Genomic DNA, 21500 nt, shown 5'->3' with positions numbered 1-21500 from the left:
TGACATAATTCCAGACGAAGTTCACTTCTGATGCTAGTTGGTCTAACACCTTGCAATGTTTGTCTTTTATACGTAATTTAAGGGTTTTCATGTACTTATATTAACAATCAAAACTCAAGGAAAATAGCCCTTAGTTAAATCAAACGACACTTCATGTCGTGTCGCTTATATCTCTGACCTGAAGGACTGAGTTTTACGCTCCATTTGATAAAAATAATTCAGATCAGATCCGACTGTGTCCAGCACCTTGGCAACTTCAAGGTGAAGCCTATATTTTAAATTATTGGCTCAGCCCGCATTTTTTAAATCTGGCACAGCCTTTTGGCTTAGCACCTTCTTTTTTAGGGCGTCTTGTTCAAGTCATGTGGGTACGTTATAACGCTAGCCCCATTGGCGCTTATGATGAGCTGCTGATTTTAGATCATCCTCTATTTAGGCAGCGTCGTTTATCTACCATTCCTAAAATTTTTGTTTCAACTGAGTCTTCTGTGCAACACGGACAACAGCTTTGGGGTATTCCGAAAGAACTGGCAAGCTTTGATTGGGATATTCAAGATCGACAGATGAGTTGCAAAATACAACACGCAGATTTGCAATTCGCCATTCAACTTGAAAAATGCAATACGCAACGTAGCTTTATTGATAGTCATTACATCCCTGCTGCGCTTTTAAAAATTCAGCAAACATGGCAAGGGAAATCTTATCAATTTAATCCTTCTTTTCGCGGCAGATTAATCCCACTCAAACATGCGTCTTGGCAATCGAATCCAAGTTTGTTTCCTGATTGTAATCAGGCACGCTTCATCAATGGTTTTTACGTGCCTGAGTTCGAACTGACTTTTCCAGAAGCCGAAATCTCTACTCTGGTTTAACCGTTCCACGTGAAACAGATTAACAAAGACAACCCAAGGTTTAGCTACGTGGTCGATCCCAAAATTTTCTAAAGTTTTTACACATTTCAATGCTGATTTTTTTGGCGCGACGCGACACAAAGGTCATGCTAATAAAACCATGTGTTTGATCTAAATATTCTACATATTTTACCGTGACAGCATGTTGACGTAATTTATGTGCATAAATTTCAGCTTCATCATGCAAAACGTCATGCCCTGCTGTGACCACAAAGGCAGGCGCTAGTTTTTTCAATTTGCCAAAAGTTGGCGAAATGATTGGATCATCCAAAGCGACCTGATGCTGTGTGACATAGTGCTGGGTGACAAAATCAATATCTTGTCCCGTCAACACCAAACCATCTTTATAAGCAAAGAATGAAGGATGGCGACTCTTAAAATCTAAGGCTGGATAAATTAAAAATTGTGCGTCAGGTGCATAGGCTGAATGAGCACTACGCTGTGCAACCACCGCTGCAATATTACCACCCGCACTATCGCCTGCCACCGCTATGCGATTTTTTAAAATTTTCATTTCTCGACGATGTTGATATGCCCATGCCAAAGCATCTTCACAGACTTTAATAATCTGCTGTGGACTAGCTTCAGGCGCGAGTGGATATTCCACACTCAACACTTGTGCATGGGCATGTACCGCCATTAAGCGGCAAAATTCGTCATGACTGTCTAAACCACCCACCACAAAACCACCACCATGATAAAACACGATTAAAGGCAATTTTTTATGTGGTGCAGGATGATAATAACGCGCTGCGATATTGCCACTGGCTAAGTTTAAACGGATTTCTTCAACTCGTTTGACCGCAGTTGGAGTGCTCAGAATAGATTGCATTTGTCGATCAAATGCCTGTCTAGACTGTACAGGGTCAGCACCAATAAAACCAATTTTCCCTTGTTTTAATTGTGCCGCCATCATGCATTTAATAAATGGATCAAGGTCTGGATAATGATACGGATAACCCAAAGCTTGAGCCAAAGTATGATGTACTCGACTTGGTAACTTATTTAATGCACGTGCAGCAGCACCTTGTCCTTTGTGCAATTTATTTTTGAGAGATGAATTCAAAATTTGCATGCCTGTTCCTTTTTATATGTCTGCATGATTTGCCTAAACGCTTCATAATTTCTTCATGATCAACAGCACAGTGACCATTTTGTTATACAAGTGCTTCAATCGTTATACACATTCAAATTACCTATACGCTACCCTGCTTTTATGACGCTGTCATTGACACTATTGCAGTCTATGTTTGATGTTTCAGACAAATTCACCTCATCAGCTCAGGAGGCAGAGCATGACTAAAAAATTAATCTTACTTTCATGTGCGACTGCTTTTTTAGCCGTAGGTTGCGTAGTCGTGCCTGACGAAGGTTACTACGATGGACGATATGAGCCACGCTATGATGATGATCATCGACGTTATGACAATGATCGGCAGCGTTGGGAATATCAACAAGGTAAAAATCGGGTTGAGTTAGAGCGTCGTAAACGTGAACTAGAACGTCGTGAATGGGAAAAAAAACGACAACAGCAATTACAGCAACAACGCTATGAACAAGAGCGACAACGTTTAGCAGAGCAGCGTAAACGCTTATCGGAACAGCAGCGTAAACAGCTTGAGCAAAAGCGTAAGCAGCAAATTGAAGCTGAACAAAAAAAGCGTGAGGAAGCACGTAAACGCTGGCAACAACAACGTGATGCACAACAAAAGCGCTGGCAGGAAAACCGTAAAGACCGTGAACAACGACGTGATCGTGATTGAGTCTTGCAGCAAAGCAAAACAAATGAGGTAAAAAAAGGGCTTATTCAGAAGTTAGATAAGCCCCGAAAACACATTTAGCAATACACAAGAAACTACAGCGATATAGCATCTATGCGCAAAGAATAAGCAGTGTTAGGTTTTGTGTAAAATATATAATTACTCTCGATTAAGCTGTTTTAGCGATTAATCAACCAAAACTTAAAAACTCTAATCATACGCATGCACAATATAGTGAACAAACACCCAGTCGAATCCTGTTGATAAAACAGTGTTTTTAGCTATCTCCGTAATAAAAGCACTGGTTTAGCTGAATAATCAGCTCCCTATTACCATACTTTTTTAAACAAAAAAATATTATAAGTTTCAAAGTTTAATTTGCTTCATTCATCCGCCGACATCTTGATTCAAAATGTATTTTTTTGACCAAATTTCATGGCAATGAAAATTAATCTACTGGCACGCTTGAATTTTGCCTGCCCTGCCCCGATTTCTTAGCTAATTACGAACTTCTCTAACCATGGCAGTTCAGCAATAACGCAGTTAGCACTGACGCCAAAGGACTGTACATGTTTAAAAACCCATTTAAACGGAGTAAATCAATGGCAACTGAGCAGAACGAACAAACTCAAGACCTTGAGCTAGAGCAGACGGAACAACAAACAGCGCAAGATACTGAGCAAGCAGAAGTTTCCGTTGAGTCTTTACAAGAACAACTGAGCAAACTTGAAGAAAACCTAAAATTGGAAAAAGCACGTACTGCCAATGCAGTTTACGAAGCGGAAAAAACCAAAGAGCGTTTAGAACGTGAAGCAGATACAGCTAAAAAGTTTGCTTTAGAAAAGTTTGCTAAAGAATTATTGGATTCTGTAGACAACCTTGAGCGTGCTATTGCCGCCAATGGTGATGAAAAAACTGCCTTGTCTGAAGGTGTGGAACTGACCTTGAAATCATTACTGACCACTTTAGAAAAGTTTGGTGTGGTGGTGATTGATACAGCCAATGGTTTCAATGCAGACCTGCATCAAGCCGTAGGGATTGATCCAAATGCAAAAGCCAATGAAATTGGCAACGTATTACAAAAAGGCTACACCTTACATGGTCGCTTACTCCGCCCTGCAATGGTGATGGTTGGCGCTTAAGCCTTATAAAATCGAGAGTTGATAAAAAATTTTCATCTAAACAACTTGAAAAATTTTGATTGGCTCTCATATCGAATAACAAGTGAAAACATTGCAAAAGAATTTTTGAGGAAACATCCAAATGGCTAAAATCATTGGTATTGACTTAGGTACAACTAACTCATGTGTAGCGGTACTTGAAGGCGACAAAGTTAAAGTAATTGAAAACGCAGAAGGCGCACGTACAACTCCATCTATTATTGCTTATAAAGATGGCGAAATTCTTGTAGGTCAATCTGCAAAGCGTCAGGCTGTAACTAACCCGAAAAACACATTATTCGCAATTAAGCGTTTGATTGGTCGTCGTTATGAAGACCAAGCGGTACAAAAAGACATTGGTCTTGTGCCTTACAAAATCATCAAAGCAGACAATGGCGATGCTTGGGTTGAAGTGAATGACAAGAAACTTGCACCACAGCAAATTTCTGCAGAAACTTTGAAAAAGATGAAAAAGACTGCCGAAGATTATTTGGGCGAAACAGTTACTGAAGCCGTGATTACTGTACCTGCGTACTTTAACGATGCACAGCGCCAAGCAACCAAAGATGCGGGTAAAATTGCAGGCTTAGAAGTTAAACGTATCATCAACGAACCAACTGCTGCTGCGCTTGCATTTGGTATGGACAAGAAAGAAGGCGACCGTAAAGTTGCTGTATATGACTTGGGTGGTGGTACTTTTGACGTATCGATCATTGAAATTGCAGACCTTGATGGCGACCAACAAATTGAAGTGTTATCAACCAACGGTGATACCTTCCTTGGTGGTGAAGACTTTGACAATGCCTTGATCGAATACTTGGTTGAAGAGTTCAAAAAAGAGCAAAACTTCAACTTGAAACAAGATCCATTGGCATTACAACGTCTGAAAGAAGCGGCTGAGAAAGCAAAAATCGAGCTTTCATCTTCAAATGCGACTGAAATCAACTTGCCATATATCACTGCAGACGCAACAGGTCCGAAGCACTTGGTGATGAACGTGACTCGCGCCAAACTTGAAGGTTTGGTTGCTGATTTAGTCGCTCGTACCATTGAGCCATGTAAAGTTGCGCTACAAGATGCAGGACTTTCAACTTCTGACATCTCTGACGTGATTTTGGTGGGTGGTCAATCACGTATGCCACTTGTACAACAAAAAGTACAAGAATTCTTTGGCAAAGAGCCACGTAAAGACGTAAACCCAGACGAAGCTGTTGCAATTGGTGCAGCAATTCAGGGTGCCGTATTGTCTGGTGACAAAACTGACGTATTGCTTCTAGACGTAACTCCGTTAACGCTTGGTATTGAAACTATGGGTGGCGTGTTGACGCCAATCATTGAGAAAAACACCACGATTCCTGCGAAGAAGTCTCAAGTGTTCTCAACAGCGGCAGACAACCAGCCTGCAGTAGACATTTCAGTTTACCAAGGTGAGCGCAAAATGGCTCAACAAAACAAATTGTTGGGTAACTTCCAATTAGGTGACATTCCACCAGCGCCACGCGGTGTGCCACAAATTGAAGTTTCGTTCGACATTAACGCTGACGGTATCTTGAAAGTGTCTGCAAAAGACAAGAGCACAGGCAAAGAACAATCGATTCAAATTAAAGCAAACTCTGGTTTGAGCGATGCTGAAATTGAAGCGATGATTAAAGATGCTGAAGCAAATGCTGAAGAAGACCGTAAGTTTGAAGAACTTGCAAAAGCACGTAACGAAGCGGATGCTTTAGTTTCTTCTGCTCAAAAAGCAGTAAAAGACCTTGGTGAACAAGTGACTGCCGATGAAAAAACTGCGATTGAAACTGCAGTCACTGAGCTTGAAGCGACAACCAAAGAAAATGATGTAGATGCAATCAAAGCAAAAACTGAAGCATTGCAAAACATCATCATGCCAATTACGCAACGTGCGTATGAAGCTGCACAAGGTCAAGGCGGTGCACAAGGTTTCGACCCAAATGCATTTGGCGGTGACGCAGGTCAACAAAAAGCCGATGATGGCGTTGTGGATGCTGAATTCACTGAAGTCAAAGATGATAAAAAATAATTTGTCGCTTTAACGCACATCAAAAACCGCGCTGCAAGCAATTGCAGCGCGGTTTTTCTTTTCGATATCCATACACTGACTTCAAGATTTAAATGAAAGAGCACAGACAATTGGACGCTCAACCGAGTACAATAGATAAAATGATGCTCTAACTGCAAATAGATTGAGTTTCTGCCCTACTTTCGGCTACAGTAAACCCAAAAAAGGATGCCGCTAGCAATGCGTTTGTTTCTATTGGGTGCAATCATACTGTTTTCTATCTTGCTGATTTATCAAAATATTCAACATCCTCATACACGACACAATACTGCACTAGATCATTTAAAACATCCTTTAGATACTCGCTTACGTTATCGTATTGCTGAAGTCGATCCGCGTTTTGGCTTAAGCCATGCCGATTTACTACAACTGAGTCAGGAAGCCACCCATATTTGGAAACAAGGGACGGGACAAGATTATTTTGTATATGACCCGAACGCCAAGCTCGCCATTCACTTGATTTATGATCAACGTCAAGATGAATCAAACCAACGCCAACAACAACTTACAGCCATTGAACAACGCCAACAACACTGGAACAATCAAAACCAAAATATTCAAGCACTAAAACAAGAAATTGCAGATAAAAATCAACAACTTGATGCAAAAAAAATGCTATTTGAACAACAACTTGAACAATACAATCGTCAAGTACAGCAAATTAACCAAAGTGGTGGGCTACATCCTTCGCAACAGGAAATTTTTGCAGCCAAAAAACAAGAAATCCAGCAACACATGTGGAGTTTAGAACACGAAATAGCGCAATTTAATCAGCAAATTAACCAGCTCAATCAACAAGTCGATGCCCTCAATCAACTTAATCAAGACATTGATGTATCCATCCAGCAATTTAATGCACGTTTTCAACCACGTTTATTTGATAAAGGCAGCTTTGATGGTCAGGCCATTCGGATTTATGAGTTTCAATCTAAAGATGATTTACGTCTAACTTTGGCGCATGAATTTGGTCATGCTTTGGGTTTAGCACACCATAACGACCCTTATGCCTTAATGTATCCAATGCTAAAAGATCAGCAGTTGCAGAATTTCCAACTGCGCCCTGCCGATCTCGATTTACTCCATGCACGGCATTGAGCAATCTGGCAAACTGAAGTGACTAAAACACAAAACTCCCCTCACCCTGTACGATAGTTGCATATCCATTACACGTGCAAAGGCAGCAAATTTACTCATTTCATGTTATTGTGAAGGCTCTGTATAACCCTGAACGATCTGTGGAGATTCATGTGAGTTACTACCATATCCTGATTGAAGTAAATGACCACATCAGCACGATTGAACAAAGCCGTGATATCGAAATTTTTGATATTGTTGAGCTTCAACCTTGTCTCCACTCGATTTTATTGCCGTATTTTAATGAGCAAGTGATTGAACTTGAAGATGAAAATATTGAATACAAAGATATTTTGCATCTTGAGGTTAGACAGACCTTATTACCAATTGAACACCTGATTGAAGAAGAACAGCGTTTGCTGCCAAGTGATACCGACATCACCATTTCAGCTTATGAAATTTTTAATAACAAAGAATTAAGCCAAGATGTCACGACTGTGATTTTTGATTTGCTTGAAGCAGTGAAAATTGAACCTTAATCCCCTGTTTTAAGACAAAAATTAAAAAGGTCTGCACATTTGCAGACCTTTTTAATGCAATCACAACAACTTATTGCATCATTTGTTTGGCCGCTTCATTACGAAACGCTCTTAAAATTTGCTGCCCTGCCCGACCTGTTGCAGCCAAGCCGAGTCGAGTCTGTTCCTGACGAATCGCTTGACGGGTTTTGTCGCCAATTAAACCATCCACTTCACCAATGTCATAACCACGGCTTAACAAAAAGCGTTGAATTTCACGGCGTTCTGCGCGGGATGTACCTGCATCATCGGTTGGCCAAGCGGTGCGGAATGCAGACTGCCCCATTAAACGATCTGATAAATGCGCAATCGCTAAGGCATAACTTTCTGCTGCGTTATAGCTATAAATGGCATCGAAGTTTCTAAACACTAAGAATACAGGGCCATTCGCACCTGCAGGTGCCATCAAGCCTGCCTGACTACTGCCCGATAAATTGCCCTGAATTAATGCCGAACCATCTGCACGAGTCAACCCACGATTAACCCAACTGCTGAGGGATTTTTTATTGCGTCGCCCTTCACCACTCAAAGACATGCCTGCAGGCACTTTGACTTCAAAGCCCCACGGCTGCCCTGTTTGCCAGCCGCGACGTTTTAAAAAGTTAGCGGTGGAAGCCAAAGCATCTGGAATACTAGATACTAAGTCACGGCGACCATCACCATCAAAATCGACCGCCAACTCATCATAGGTCGATGGCATAAACTGAGTATGCCCAAACGCCCCTGCCCATGAGCCTTTTAATTGTGATTCAGTGACATCACCACGTTGCAATAAACGCATGGTGGTAAAAAACTCACCTCGGAAATAGCTTTGACGGCGTCCTTCACAGCTCAAGGTACCTAGCGCTTGCAATAATGGATAGGATCCTGAAATCGCACCAAAGTTACTTTCTACACCCCAAACCGCCACTACGGTTTCTGCAGGTACGCCATAGGCTGCTGCAACACGATTGAGCACATCACGGTGCTGTGCCAATTTCTGCTGTCCTGCCTGCACGCGCTCATCATCGACCAAGCCTGAGAGATAATCCCAGATTGGCGTAGAAAATTCAGGTTGGTAATTTAAACGCTCAATGACGGAATAATCTGGGCTGAGATTTTGAGTATAGCGATCATAACTGCTGCCACTCACCCCTTTGGCAATGGCTTGGCTGCGTAAATTGGCCAAACAACTTTGAAAATGGTTTTGTGGTTGAAAATTTGCAGATGTACTGACCGTTGGTGTTACGGTGACAGATTTTCCATTGATAATCAGTTCTGCCTGAACCTGAGTAGCTGCCATTGCAGCTGTCGCAAAAATCACAGCGAAACGATGCATAATACCCTTTGATGTGTTTTGAATTTAAATCTTGGCTTTACCATAACACCTTCAGCCACAGAGATCAGATGAAAATCTGTAACTTTAAATTCATTTACACAGTTTTAAATTCATTTTCTCGTTTTAAATTTAAAACACTTATCCACAAGTACAGCATCTCACATTTTTAAATTCAAAATCACAACACATGATAAGACTTTTAAATTTAAAAGTTTAAATTCAAATTAAACCAACCCAAGTTACCCACAAAACACGACATTCACTGCATATTTACGATGTATTGCTTTGAATTTAAAAGTAGCTTTTTAAATTTAAAGATCAAAAGAGCCGCTACTTTATTTAAATTCAAAACTGCAGATCTATCTTTAAATTCATTTCTGATATTTAAATTCAAAGTTGAAGCATCGCTTTAAATTTAAAACGCGCTATTTGAATTTAAAGTTTTGAATTCATAATTATCATCTGTTTCCCATCAGACTTGTGCGCATTTTTATTTTAAGTATTGCTTTGCTACGGTGATGGTTGCTTATTCAGCCTGATCTATCTTAATCAACCTAAAATTACAGCGTCAATCCTAGACAGATTAACGGTAGAACACCTTAAAAATAGGCAGAATAAAAACGTGAAAGTATAAAAAAGCGCTCATCGTGATGAGCGCTTTGGTGTCATTTTTAAATTTACAAGCTCATATCAGCACTGAGCGCCAATGGATTTGGTAAAATTTTTGCCAATTGGCGGCATAAATCTGTCAATTCAGCGGCATCATTCGGCATTAAAGTAATATGCCCAATTTTACGGCCTTCACGCTCAGTTTTATTGTACAAATGCAAATGTGCGCCATTCAATGCCAACACATCTTCAGTTTTGGGATGCTGACCAATAATATTGACCATCACCGTTGGACTTACCACTTCAGTTGAGCCTAACGGTAAACCTGCTACAGCACGAATATGGTTCTCAAACTGCGAACACACCGCGCCTTCAATTGACCAGTGACCTGAGTTATGCACACGAGGTGCCATCTCGTTGGCATACAAGCCCTTGTCAGTGACAAATAGCTCTAGCGTTAATACACCAACATAATTTAAGTGATTGAGCAGGCGAGTGATGTAGTCTTGCGCCACAGGCTGTAAGTCTGTGCTGTTTGGTGCTGGTACAATCGAATGCGATAAAATACCGTTGTGATGATGGTTTTCTGCCAATGGCCAAGTTTTTACTTCACCATTTTGACCACGCACCGCAATAATAGATACTTCACGTGAAAAAGTAACAAAACTTTCTGCAATCAAGCTGCCTGCAGGGCCAAGTTCTGCCCATGCTTGTTCAATCTGATCTGCACTGCGCAGTACAAACTGACCTTTGCCATCATAGCCGCCTGTTGCGGTTTTTAGCACAATTGGCAGACCGAGTTCAGCTACAGCAGCCTGTAAACTTTCCAGCGAGTTGACGGCTTGGTACGGCGCAACAGGAATCGCCAATTCATCAAATAAGCCTTTTTCCAGCAAGCGGTTTTGGGCAATTGCCAAAGCCTGACGTGGTGGATGCAAGTCTTTGTGCTTAATCAATACATCAACATCAGCCAACGGAGTATTTTCAAACTCAAGGCTGAATACATCGGCACTGTGTATAAAATCTTGTAGGCTATTTTCGCTTTTGCTGGCAAAAACCTGACCCAAGGTTGCCGCTGGGCAATCTGGACTGGCTTCAAAAAAGGTACATTGAATATTTAAGGGTAAAGCCGCTTGTGCCATCATGCGACCCAATTGACCGCCACCAAAAATACCGATGGTCTTATCCATAGTAATTGTCCCGCTTAAGCCTGACCTGGAATATTGTTGCTTGAAACTTTCTCAGTTTGCGCGGCACGGAAATTGGCAACATTTTGTGCAATTTCTGGACGGGTTAAACCTAAAATTTGGGCTGCCATAATTGCCGCATTGGTTGCTCCCGCAGGACCAATCGCCAATGTACCTACGGCAATACCTGCAGGCATTTGCACAATTGAAAGTAATGAATCGACACCATTTAAAATTGAAGATTTCACTGGCACACCCAAAACAGGTAAATCAGTTTTGGCTGCACACATACCCGGTAAGTGTGCGGCACCACCAGCGCCTGCAATAATCACCTGAATGCCACGATCACGCGCTTGCTCAGCATATTCAAATAAGCGATCTGGGGTACGGTGTGCAGAAACGACTTCCGCTTCAAATGGGACACCAAGCTGCTTCAGCATATTGGCAGTGTGTTCGAGAGTTGCCCAATCCGATTGAGAACCCATGATAATTCCAACGAGAGGAGCGTCTTGTGCAGCGGCCGCGTTCATTACAAATATTCCAGAAACGAAACTAAGGAAAGAGAAATTCAGGCGAGAAAGCCAAGCTTGAATAAGAACTCCACATTATAGACTGATTTTTCGACTTGTTAAAATTGAACACGGCGACTCAACCGACTTTTTTGATTATTTTTATCGGGTTATTTTAAAGAATTGAAAACAGTTAAACAAAATAGGTGAACCTAAAGCTATTCAAGCGAGCTAAAACTCGTCTTTAAGGCGCACGAAATACAAAATACACGCAACCACATAAACATAAGGCTGCCCATAAATAATCCAGTTTAAAAGGTTGCTTAAACAGAAAAATCATAAACGGTACAAACACCAATAAAGTCACAACTTCTTGGGTAATTTTCATTTGACCTACCGCCCAGCCATGCTGCGCCAGCAAACGGGTAGCAGGAATCATCAAACTGTATTCAAATAGGGCGATCACCCAACTGAATAAAATTGCCTGCCACAGCGGAGCATCATGTGGTAAAAACTTGAGATGACCATACCACGCCAAGGTCATAAAACAGTTTGCAATCACCAAAAGTAAAAGTGCTGAAGACATTGTGTCGTACTATCTTAAAAATTCAGTTTTATTTTACGAGCTATTTGCCATAAAAAATGCAAGAGCAGCAATTTTTTACATCCTTTGGCGCAGATTCAGCTCAGAAAAATCCCTGAAATGAGATACAAGAATCACTATCTTTTCGCCAAAACCCTTGCTATCGTTGCTTCAAATCAAATTAATCACGACAACAGCACAAAAATACGTGATGTGTCTATAAAAGCAGTGGAGTAAGGCGGAATGCATCTGCATATTTTGGGTATTTGTGGCACATTTATGGGCTCTTTGGCACTTTTGGCCCGCGATTTAGGACATACCGTCACAGGTTCAGACCAAAACGTCTATCCACCGATGTCGACTCAGCTGGAAAATGCAGGCATTACCTTAATGCAAGGTTATGACCGCAGCCATTTACAACCGCATCCTGATTTAGTGATTGTGGGCAATGCCATGAAACGTGGGATTGATGCGGTTGAATATATGCTGAATGCTGGTTTGCCGTATATTTCTGGCCCGCAATTTTTGGCCGATCATGTCTTGCAAGGAAAACACGTACTGGGCGTTGCAGGCACGCACGGCAAAACCACCACCACCACCATGTTGGCGTGGGTATTGGATCAGGCAGGCTTGGAACCGGGCTTTTTAATTGGCGGCGTTCCGTTAGGCTTTAGTGAAAGTGCACGTTTGGGTGCAGGTAAATATTTCTGTGTCGAAGCCGATGAATACGACTCTGCATTTTTTGATAAACGCTCCAAGTTCGTGCATTACCATCCTAAAACCGCCATTTTAAATAACCTTGAATTTGACCATGCCGATATTTTTGATGATTTAGCTGCAATTCAAAAACAATTCCATCATTTGGTGCGTACCATCCCAAGTGAAGGACGCATTATTGCCCCAATTACAGAAACCCATATTGATGAAGTGTTAGAAATGGGCTGTTGGACACCTGTGCTACGTACTTCGCTCAATGCAGACCCACAAGCGGAACTATATGCCGAACAACTTGCAGCAGATGGTTCACATTTTAAAGTCCTGAAAAATGGTGTGCTACAAGGTGAAGTGCGCTGGAATATGACCGGACAGCACAGTGTCGCCAATGCCTTAGCAACCATCGCCGCAGCAGAGCATGTTGGGGTTGCAATCGAAACCGCATGTACAGCACTGTCCAATTTTGGTGGGGTGAAACGCCGTATGGAGTTATTAGGCACCATACGCGGCATTGAAGTCTATGATGACTTTGCCCACCATCCAACCGCAATTGAAACCACACTGGACGGCGCACGTAAGCGTTTGGGTGAACGTAAGCTTTGGGCGATTATTGAGCCACGTTCCAACACCATGCGCATGGGCAGTCATAAAGAAGGCTTGGCGGATTCGGCACGTTTGGCGGATGCTGTGATTTGGTATCAACCTGAAGGTCTAGACTGGGATTTGCAGCCTGTGGTTGCGGCTGCTCGCAATCATGCAGTGGTGGCCAATACTTTGGATGAAATTATTCAAAACATCGTGAGCCAAGCAGGTGAGGGCGATGCTGTGGTCATTATGTCAAATGGTGGATTTGGTGGTTTACATCAAAAACTCATTCAGGCTTTGCAACACACGGCTTAAAATCACTTAAATCGATTTAAAACTCTTGCAAAAAAACCCCTGTTTTTGGCAAAAAATAGGGGATTTTTATATTAATTATAAATTCATATATTATAATTATTAAAAGCAACAATACTGCTCATGAACTTGTCATCTTGACCTGTTACTTTAAAAAGATTACATCCTGCGAGCATGACGGTTGCTACAGGTTGGCTGCTGGATGTCTTTCATCATCATTACTAAGAAGGATGGTCACAATGTCAAAAACAATGAAAGCCATGGTCTACCACGGCGCCAATGATATTCGTTTTGAAGAACGCCCACGTCCAGAAATTTTACAACCAACAGATGCCGTGATTCGTCTCACCAAAACTACCATTTGCGGTACTGACTTAGGTATTTGGAAAGGTAAAAACCCAGAAATTCAAGACACTGCAGTTGCCAAGACAGGGCTATTTGATGGCCGTATTTTAGGTCACGAAGGTATCGGGATTGTTGAAGAAGTCGGTTCGGCAGTCAAAAATTTCAAAAAAGGCGACAAGGTCATTATTTCTTGTGTCAGCCGTTGTGGTACTTGTGAAAACTGTCAAAAACAACTCTATGCACACTGCCAAAATGAAGGCGGTTGGATCATGGGATATATGATTGATGGTACTCATGCTGAATATGTCCGTACTCCATTTGCAGACACTTCTTTATATTTGCTGCCTGAAGGTTTAAATGAAGAAGTTGCGGTTTTCTTGTCTGATGTATTGCCAACTTCACATGAAATTGGTGTGCAATACGGCAATGTTAAACCTGGTGATACCATTGCAATTGTGGGTACAGGTCCAATTGGCATGGGTTGTCTGCTTACCGCACAGTTCTATTCTCCTGCACAAATTATCGCAGTCGATATGGACGATAACCGCTTGGCGATGGCAAAAGAGTTGGGTGCAACCCATACCATTAACTCTGCCAAAGAAGATGCGGTACAACGTATTTTAGAGATTACAGGTGGTCGCGGGGTAGACTGTGCCATGGAAGCTGTAGGTGTCGAAGCCACTTGGGATATTTGCCAAAATGTCGTGAAAGAGGGCGGACATATTGCCAATGTGGGCGTACATGGTAAGTCGGTAAATTTTGAGTTAAACAAACTCTGGATTAAAAACCTGACCATCACTACGGGTTTGGTGAATACCAATACGACAGGTATGCTGTTAAAAACCTGCTGTTCAGGCAAATTACCTTTAGAAAAACTGGCAACGCACCATTTTAAATTCTCTGAATTTGAAAAAGCCTATGATGTGTTTAAACATGCTTCAGATGAAAATGCCATGAAAGTGATGATTAATTACGAATAATCTTGGCTTAACTATGTTACAAAAAAGCCAATCTACGCGCTGTGGATTGGCTTTTTTGGGCTTTTATAATATTTTCAAGAAAATTTTAGACTGCACGACAGACGAAGTCTGCATGCTGTTTTAATACCAACACATTAGATTATTTCAACGTAGAAAGACTTTTAAGCCACGACATCAGCATATTGTGTATCTGTTTCAAAAGCCGTCTCAATATAAGAGCACACGGGTACAATTTTTAGCTGCTTTTCACGTGCAAAGGCGACCAAAATATCTAATAGCTGACGGGCAACCCCTTGACCTCGTAATGTCAGATCGACCCAAGTGTGATCTGCTAAAATAGTGTGATCATCTTGATATTGATAAGTAATTTCAGCGATATGCCGACCATCTCGTTCAATAAAAAACTCGCCACCGCGTTGGGTTTCTTGATGTTGAATTTGCATAAGTCCACCTATCAAACTAAATCTATTTTTTCAATTTGCCACACTCTTTACGAAATATTGTGCTGAATTTGTACAAATTAAAGTGATTTACCATACAGAATAAATTGCACAACACTTAAAATTATGTAATTCTTTACGCAGATTTAGGCAGCGTCCTAATCCCAAATTATGTTGAACAAGGGGAGTAGCCTCCTCCAAGCGTTAAAATATAACTTTAACGTGTCAGCGTTTCGTCATTACACTTTGCAAAAAGTCGGACGCTGAGCATAGTGCACATACTTGTTGATACAAGTCCGCTCTATGTAGGCAAGACCTTGATCATGTTGTTACAGATGTTTGAAATCATCTGACAACAGGTCAAGGTTTTTTTGTGGCCAGTTGTTGGATGTGGAGATTGTATGGAATCCATCGGCAATTTATGGCTATATCTGGTCTTTTTTGCAATTGTTGCAGTCATGCTCGCCATTGACTTCTTAGGCTTTAAACAAAAAGCAGGCGAATCGGTCAAAGTCAAAACCGCTGCGTATTGGAGTATCGCCTGGGTCAGTGTGGCAGCTTTATTTGGTGGCGGTTTATGGCTGTATCTTAAACACAGCGTTGGGCTAGAAGTCGCCAACACCAAAGTCATGGAATACTTTGCGGGTTATTTGCTGGAAAAATCACTGGCGATTGATAATGTATTCGTTTGGTTGATGATCTTCGCCGCATTCGCCATCCCACCGGGCTTACAGCGTAAAATTTTACTCTACGGCGTACTGGGCGCAATTATTCTCAGAACCATTTTTATTTTTATTGGAGCTTGGTTTGTACAAGAATTCTCCTGGATTTTGTATATTTTTGGCGCATTTTTGGTCTACACAGGCTTTAAATTCTTAAAAGGTCCAGAGCAAGAAGCCAGCAATATTGAAGATATGGCGTTGTTGAAATGGCTACGCAAACACATGCGTATTACCCCAACACTGGAAAAAGATCAGTTTTTTGTGCGCCAAAATGGTGTACTTTGGGCAACGCCATTATTTTTAGTTTTAATTTTGGTCGAAGCATCTGACGTTATTTTTGCCGTGGATTCTATCCCTGCAATTTTTGCCGTGACTACCGATCCGTTTATTGTACTCACTGCAAATCTTATGGCTATTTTGGGCTTACGTGCCATGTTTTTCTTGCTCTCAGGCGCAGCCACTAAAATGCATTATTTACCGTATGGACTGGGTTTAATTTTACTATTTATTGGCTTTAAAATGCTGATGTTAGATGTATTCCACATGCCTATCTGGATTTCACTCGGCTTTATTGTACTTGTGCTGACAATCACTGCGTGGTTATCAATTCGACATAGTCGAAAACACCATGAAACCACATTATAAAATTTAATAATCCCCACCATCGTTGCAAGCCTTCTTTCGAGAAGGCTTTTTGTATTCATTTCACCAAGTTTTAATTTACCGTACGATAAATTTTATCGTACTGCTGCAAGCTACATTTAAGGTACAATCTCTTGAAAAATGAAAAATGAAAAATGTAGGTTGTTTTATGCCATCTCCTGTACAACGCACCGCAATTCGTGGTCGCTTTCTTGATTTCAAAAACTGTACCAGCCAAGCCGATCAAATTTCAGAACAAGTCCGTTATGTAGACGATGGCTTGTTAATTTGCGAACAAGGCAAAATCCAGTGGTTTGGTTCATGGCAAGAAGGGCAGGCAAAGCTAAACGCCAACACAGAGTTCCATCATTATCCTGACCATCTCATTGTGCCTGGCTTCATCGACACCCATATTCATTTTCCACAGACTGAAATGATTGGCGCGTATGGTGAACAATTACTGGAATGGCTGAATACTTATACTTTTCCGACTGAACTGCAATTTGCAGATAAAGCCTATGCAGATCAGATTGCACAATTTTTTGTGCAGGAATTACTGAAAAATGGCACCACCACAGCTTTGGTGTTTTGTACGGTACATCCTGAATCGGTAGATGCGTTGTTTGAAGCGGCAGCACAACATCAGATGCGTTTAATTGCAGGCAAAGTACTGATGGATCGGCATGCACCCGAAGCATTGTGTGACAGCGCAGACTCAGGCTATGCAGACTCTAAAGCGTTGATTGAAAAATGGCATGGAAAAGGACGTAATCTCTACGCGATTACGCCACGTTTTGCACCGACTTCTAGCCCTGAGCAACTGGCGCGGGCAGGGCAACTCAAAGCCGAATATCCCGATGTTTATGTACATACCCATTTAAGTGAAAATCACAATGAAATTGCGTGGGTGAAACAATTATTTCCAGAGCAAAATGGATATTTAGATGTTTATCATCACTATGGTTTAACAGGTTCACGTTCGGTTTTTGCGCATTGTGTGCATTTAGAAGAACATGAATGGCAATGTCTGCATCATACCGATTCTGCAATTGCTTTTTGCCCAAGCTCCAATTTATTTTTGGGCAGCGGTTTATTTCCACTGCATAAAACTTGGGAGCGACAGGTGAAAGTTGGTTTAGGTACAGATATTGGTGCAGGTACCTCGTTTAATGTACTGCATATCCTCAATGAAGCCTATAAAGTGCAACAACTGCAAGGAGCAAAACTCTCTGCTTTTGAAGCGCTGTATCACGCCACATTAGGCGCTGCCAAAGCTTTGGACTTAGACGATAAGCTGGGGAATTTTAAGGTAGGCAAAGAAGCCGATTTTGTGGTGCTGGATTTAAATGCCACCACTTTACAACGCTTACGACAACAACGTGCCAAACATCTTGAAGATGCATTATTTGCCCTTATTACTTTAGCAGATGACCGTAATATTCATGCGACCTATATTTATGGACAACGTGCCTACTACCAACCCAATCAAAACTCAGCAGCAGGTGGCTAAACCTGCGCAATCCTCGTATATAAAACCCATCGGATGGGCAATGCTGATACTCGGTTGTGCTTTGTTGTTACGCTCAGATTCTCACTCAGCACAAAAATGATGCTATTTTAACCATGCAAGCACGTGCAACATCGCGCAAGATATATTAAAATTAGCGCATATTTTGGGGTGTTGCAGGTCAACACCTTTTTTATTTTTGCTTTTTAGGTATCTACCCATGACAGTTGAAATGCAGGTTTTGATTTCTGCAGAAGAAATCCAAACAAAAGTTCAGGAACTTGGTCAAAAAATTAATGCTCACTATGCCAATAGCGACAAAGAGTTGGTTTTAATTGGCTTATTACGTGGTTCTGTATTGTTCATGGCAGATTTATGCCGCACCATTCACAAGCCGCATGAACTGGATTTTATGACTGTATCCAGCTACGGCGGAGGTACTGTGTCATCGCGTGATGTGAAAATTTTAAAAGATTTGGATGGTGAAATTCGCGGTAAAGATGTCTTGGTGGTTGAAGATATTATCGACTCGGGCAACACCCTAAATAAAGTGATGGAAATTTTGCAAACCCGTGAGCCAAATTCAATTGAGCTGTGTACCTTAATTAGCAAGCCATCACGCCGTGAAATTGAGCTTGAAGTTAAATTTATGGGCTTTGAAATTGAAGATAAGTTTATTGTCGGTTATGGCTTGGATTATGACCAAAAATATCGTCATATTCCGTTTATTGGCGAAATTGGCTTATAAAACAAATACGCCTCGCTTTAAAAAAGTGATCGTTTCAGATCACTTTTTTTTATGGCTGAAATTTGCATTTCATCTATCTAACAGGACAAAAACACTACATGCTGTAGCATTATTCGACTATTTTCCTTGGGATTTTTCGGCAAAGATAAGTCTGAAACATGATGTAAAACATAAACAAAGATAACAAGGAGCTGCTCATGTGGTCATTAATTGTCGCAATTGTGGTGGGTTTTATTGCAGGTCTAATCGCCCGCGCGATTCATCCTGGAGATGATAAAGCAGGGTTTATTGTCACCACCTTACTTGGGATTGCAGGGTCTTTATTGGCAACCTATGCAGGGCGTATGATGGGATTGTACGGTGATGGTTCTGCCGCAGGCTTTATTGCCTCCATCATTGGTGCTCTGATTATTCTATTTATTTATAATACGTTCATGAAAAAATCGCGTGCTTAAATCCTGTATTAACGACTGTAATTTTTCAGTCAAACATCTTCTCTCTCAATAAAAAAACCGCCTAAAAATTGAGGCGGTTTTTTTATATCTACTTCGCAATCACAAATTTCAGGTTTGCTCCGATACACACTACACAATTTTAGTTGCCAATATCAGATAAAAAATTAGCCGTTCTTAAAGACCAAATTCTTTAAAAATCTGTTCAATTTGTGCCGCAGGATATGCTCCCATAACTTTAAAGCCATTCGAGAAAATAATCGCAGGCGTACCGTTTACACCTAAACGATGCGCTAAAACAATGTTGCGCTCCACAGGGTTGGCACAACTGCTTTGACTTGTAGGCAATTGTGCTTTTGTGATCAGGTTTTCCCAAGCAAGAGCAGGGTTTTTCTCACAATACACCTGTTTAGATGGCGCAACAGATTGCGCTTTTAACGGCAAAATAAAGGTATAGATTGTAATGTTGTCCAGCTTTTTCAGTTCAGCCTCAAGCTGTTTACAATATGGGCAATTTGGGTCAGAAAAGATCGCAATCTGACGTTTTCCCGTACCTCGCACACTTTTGATCGCATCTTGTAACGGTAACTTTTTCCAATCCACACTGTTTTGTTGAATCAATAAATCTTTGGTTAAGTTATGCTGATCCTTTAAACGAATCATTGAACCCGCCAAAATATGTTGTGCATCTTCATTCAAATACACCACTTGACCATCCATAGAGGCACTGTAAATACCTTTCATTTCTGTGGCTTGAATATTGTCTAATTTCAGTTGCGGATGCTGTTGTTTGACATTTTTACTAACCGTTGCAACATCGGCCATGCTCACGGCGCTGCATAATCCCATTAAGGCAGCTAAACTCAATTGTTTAATCATGTGTTTCATCTAAATAAAGTAAATTTAGCCTGATTCTAAGCTGAAAGCTGCACAGAATTCAGTATTTTTAAGCCAGAATTACGCAATTGCTACAACTCGTTTTTGCTATGCAACGCTTTAGGTTTCACGTGGAACATTCAAGCCTGATGGCGGATTAATTTCTACTGAAATATGCACAATTTCTTCATGAATGGCGAGGGCGGTGCGGACTTGATCTGCGTCTAAATCGTGTGCGGTTTCCAATGCCAAAATACAGGAAAATTTACCCTGTCCGACTTTCCAAACATGCAAGTCTGTAATCATCACACTGACTGGTAACTCTGCAATCACTTCACGAATTTCATCCACCACAGGATGATCCATTTCTGCATCCAGCAATGTTTTCCCTGTTTCCTGCATCAAACCTATCGCCCAACGCGCCACTAAAATTGAACCAACAATACCTAACAGTGCATCTAGAAAATCCCAGCCCCAATATTTACCCGCAATTAAAGCAATAATCGCAAAAATTGAAGTCACCGCATCTGCCACCACATGCATAAAGGCGGCTTTTTGATTCAGGTCATGGCTGTCATGCGTATGCTCATGATGGTGATGGTGATGGTGATGGTGATGGTGATGGTGATCATCTTCATGTAATAACCATGCACAAATCAAATTGATCAATAACCCTAAAATTGCAATTGGAATAGCTTGGTTATACTGAATATCGACAGGAAAAAATAAACGCTCGATAGAGTGAATTGCCATAAATGCAGCCACCACCAACAATAAAATGGCACTGCTATAGCCAGCTAAAATTTCAATTTTCCATGTACCAAAACTAAACCGCGTATCGGCTGCATAATGACGTGCTGCCCGATAGGCAAAATAAGCCAAGCCTAACGCTAGCATGTGTGAACTCATGTGCCAGCCATCCGCCAGCAAAGCCATGGAGTGAAAAATCCAACCACCCAAGATTTCCAAGAACATCATGACAGCCGTCAGCAAAGCCGCATATAATATTTTTTTCTGCGCCAGCGGATTGCCTTGATCGAATTGATGTGGATGGATACGATGAGAGTAATTAACTATAATTAAAAATATAGACAAATATTTGCATAAGTTCTCATTTTGTCTATGTCGATTCAGTAGTGGCAAGGTGGGTATTTATTAGAGATTTAAATGATTATCTTTTGTATTTTAGGTGAGTGTCTTGGTATATTAGCATCCATATCTATTGATTATCCAATCCCTTAACCTAGGCATGACTTTGTGAAATTAACACGCATTCATCACTGTAAAAACTTGAATGTGCAAAAGTACAAACAGCTTGAGAAACAAGCTGTTTTACTTGGTCGTATTCGTAGCGAGGTGTGGGCTAAATATGGTGCTATTTCAGGTTTGAATATCAGTGACAGAGCTA

The 21500-nt window shown here is 41.2% G+C and carries 20 protein-coding genes; 12 read left to right on the top strand and 8 right to left on the bottom strand.

Annotated features, from left to right (window positions below):
• Positions 1-227: 227 nt before the first annotated feature.
• Complete coding sequence (locus tag FTV52_RS12770) at positions 228-872, top strand: acetoacetate decarboxylase family protein (protein WP_179990941.1); 645 nt, start codon at positions 228-230, stop codon at positions 870-872.
• A gap of 40 nt (positions 873-912) precedes the next feature.
• On the opposite strand, the gene FTV52_RS12765 is transcribed toward FTV52_RS12770, so the two are convergent.
• Positions 913-1986, bottom strand: coding sequence for an alpha/beta hydrolase (locus FTV52_RS12765; RefSeq protein WP_179990939.1), 1074 nt, complete (start codon positions 1984-1986; stop codon positions 913-915).
• A gap of 220 nt (positions 1987-2206) precedes the next feature.
• On the opposite strand from FTV52_RS12765, the gene FTV52_RS12760 reads away from it, so the two are divergent.
• The 5 genes from FTV52_RS12760 to FTV52_RS12740 all read left to right on the top strand — a co-directional run bounded on the left by FTV52_RS12760 (position 2207) and on the right by FTV52_RS12740 (position 7524).
• The gene (locus FTV52_RS12760) at positions 2207-2674 is read left to right on the top strand and encodes a hypothetical protein (RefSeq protein ID WP_179990938.1); all 468 of its coding nucleotides are present in this window, start codon (positions 2207-2209) and stop codon (positions 2672-2674) included.
• Positions 2675-3240: 566 nt separating this feature from the next.
• On the top strand, positions 3241-3813 hold the full coding sequence (gene grpE / locus FTV52_RS12755; protein WP_257220042.1) for a nucleotide exchange factor GrpE: 573 nt from the start codon (positions 3241-3243) through the stop codon (positions 3811-3813).
• Between the two features lie 121 nt (positions 3814-3934).
• Positions 3935-5872: a molecular chaperone DnaK gene (dnaK, locus tag FTV52_RS12750; RefSeq protein WP_154321227.1), complete on the top strand. Its 1938-nt coding sequence runs from the start codon at positions 3935-3937 to the stop codon at positions 5870-5872.
• Between the two features lie 219 nt (positions 5873-6091).
• Complete coding sequence (locus FTV52_RS12745) at positions 6092-7006, top strand: matrixin family metalloprotease (RefSeq protein ID WP_004969807.1); 915 nt, start codon at positions 6092-6094, stop codon at positions 7004-7006.
• A gap of 140 nt (positions 7007-7146) precedes the next feature.
• Complete coding sequence (locus tag FTV52_RS12740; RefSeq protein WP_162164695.1) at positions 7147-7524, top strand: hypothetical protein; 378 nt, start codon at positions 7147-7149, stop codon at positions 7522-7524.
• 70 nt (positions 7525-7594) lie between these two features.
• On the opposite strand, the gene FTV52_RS12735 is transcribed toward FTV52_RS12740, so the two are convergent.
• The 4 genes from FTV52_RS12735 to FTV52_RS12720 all read right to left on the bottom strand — a co-directional run bounded on the left by FTV52_RS12735 (position 7595) and on the right by FTV52_RS12720 (position 11772).
• The gene (locus tag FTV52_RS12735; protein WP_004969803.1) at positions 7595-8881 is read right to left on the bottom strand and encodes a lytic murein transglycosylase; all 1287 of its coding nucleotides are present in this window, start codon (positions 8879-8881) and stop codon (positions 7595-7597) included.
• Positions 8882-9558: 677 nt separating this feature from the next.
• On the bottom strand, positions 9559-10680 hold the full coding sequence (locus FTV52_RS12730) for a 5-(carboxyamino)imidazole ribonucleotide synthase (RefSeq protein WP_178867894.1): 1122 nt from the start codon (positions 10678-10680) through the stop codon (positions 9559-9561).
• Positions 10681-10694: 14 nt separating this feature from the next.
• Complete coding sequence (gene purE, locus FTV52_RS12725) at positions 10695-11207, bottom strand: 5-(carboxyamino)imidazole ribonucleotide mutase (protein WP_019836195.1); 513 nt, start codon at positions 11205-11207, stop codon at positions 10695-10697.
• A 223-nt stretch (positions 11208-11430) separates the two neighbouring features.
• Entirely contained in the window at positions 11431-11772 is a 342-nt protein-coding gene (locus FTV52_RS12720; RefSeq protein ID WP_019836196.1) for a DMT family protein, read from the bottom strand.
• Positions 11773-12012: 240 nt separating this feature from the next.
• On the opposite strand from FTV52_RS12720, the gene mpl reads away from it, so the two are divergent.
• Both mpl and FTV52_RS12710 read left to right on the top strand, forming a co-directional pair.
• Positions 12013-13383 (top strand): UDP-N-acetylmuramate:L-alanyl-gamma-D-glutamyl-meso-diaminopimelate ligase, encoded by a 1371-nt coding sequence (mpl, locus tag FTV52_RS12715; protein WP_179990937.1) that lies wholly within the window; start codon positions 12013-12015, stop codon positions 13381-13383.
• Positions 13384-13619: 236 nt separating this feature from the next.
• The gene (locus FTV52_RS12710; RefSeq protein ID WP_096902007.1) at positions 13620-14705 is read left to right on the top strand and encodes a zinc-dependent alcohol dehydrogenase family protein; all 1086 of its coding nucleotides are present in this window, start codon (positions 13620-13622) and stop codon (positions 14703-14705) included.
• Between the two features lie 161 nt (positions 14706-14866).
• Here FTV52_RS12710 and FTV52_RS12705 read toward each other — a convergent pair whose 3' ends face one another.
• Positions 14867-15148: a GNAT family N-acetyltransferase gene (locus FTV52_RS12705; RefSeq protein WP_004969793.1), complete on the bottom strand. Its 282-nt coding sequence runs from the start codon at positions 15146-15148 to the stop codon at positions 14867-14869.
• Between the two features lie 398 nt (positions 15149-15546).
• On the opposite strand from FTV52_RS12705, the gene FTV52_RS12700 reads away from it, so the two are divergent.
• The 4 genes from FTV52_RS12700 to FTV52_RS12685 all read left to right on the top strand — a co-directional run bounded on the left by FTV52_RS12700 (position 15547) and on the right by FTV52_RS12685 (position 19219).
• On the top strand, positions 15547-16512 hold the full coding sequence (locus FTV52_RS12700) for a TerC family protein (RefSeq protein ID WP_104852786.1): 966 nt from the start codon (positions 15547-15549) through the stop codon (positions 16510-16512).
• Between the two features lie 166 nt (positions 16513-16678).
• Complete coding sequence (gene guaD / locus FTV52_RS12695; RefSeq protein WP_179990936.1) at positions 16679-18019, top strand: guanine deaminase; 1341 nt, start codon at positions 16679-16681, stop codon at positions 18017-18019.
• Between the two features lie 217 nt (positions 18020-18236).
• Complete coding sequence (hpt, locus tag FTV52_RS12690; RefSeq protein ID WP_019836204.1) at positions 18237-18764, top strand: hypoxanthine phosphoribosyltransferase; 528 nt, start codon at positions 18237-18239, stop codon at positions 18762-18764.
• A gap of 197 nt (positions 18765-18961) precedes the next feature.
• Positions 18962-19219 carry a GlsB/YeaQ/YmgE family stress response membrane protein gene (locus tag FTV52_RS12685; protein WP_004969785.1) on the top strand — a complete coding sequence of 86 codons (258 nt, stop codon included), beginning with the start codon at positions 18962-18964 and terminating at the stop codon, positions 19217-19219.
• 174 nt (positions 19220-19393) lie between these two features.
• On the opposite strand, the gene FTV52_RS12680 is transcribed toward FTV52_RS12685, so the two are convergent.
• Positions 19394-20041, bottom strand: a complete 648-nt coding sequence (locus FTV52_RS12680; RefSeq protein ID WP_372238852.1) for a DsbC family protein — start codon at positions 20039-20041, stop codon at positions 19394-19396.
• 171 nt (positions 20042-20212) lie between these two features.
• Positions 20213-21169, bottom strand: coding sequence for a CDF family Co(II)/Ni(II) efflux transporter DmeF (dmeF, locus tag FTV52_RS12675; protein WP_179990940.1), 957 nt, complete (start codon positions 21167-21169; stop codon positions 20213-20215).
• Positions 21170-21500: the final 331 nt, after the last annotated feature.

This window comes from Acinetobacter sp. YH1901141, from assembly GCF_013416935.1.
Taxonomy (GTDB): domain Bacteria; phylum Pseudomonadota; class Gammaproteobacteria; order Pseudomonadales; family Moraxellaceae; genus Acinetobacter; species Acinetobacter towneri.
The sequence above is the reverse complement of the archived record's forward strand: the minus strand, read 5'-3'. Positions and strand labels throughout refer to the sequence as shown.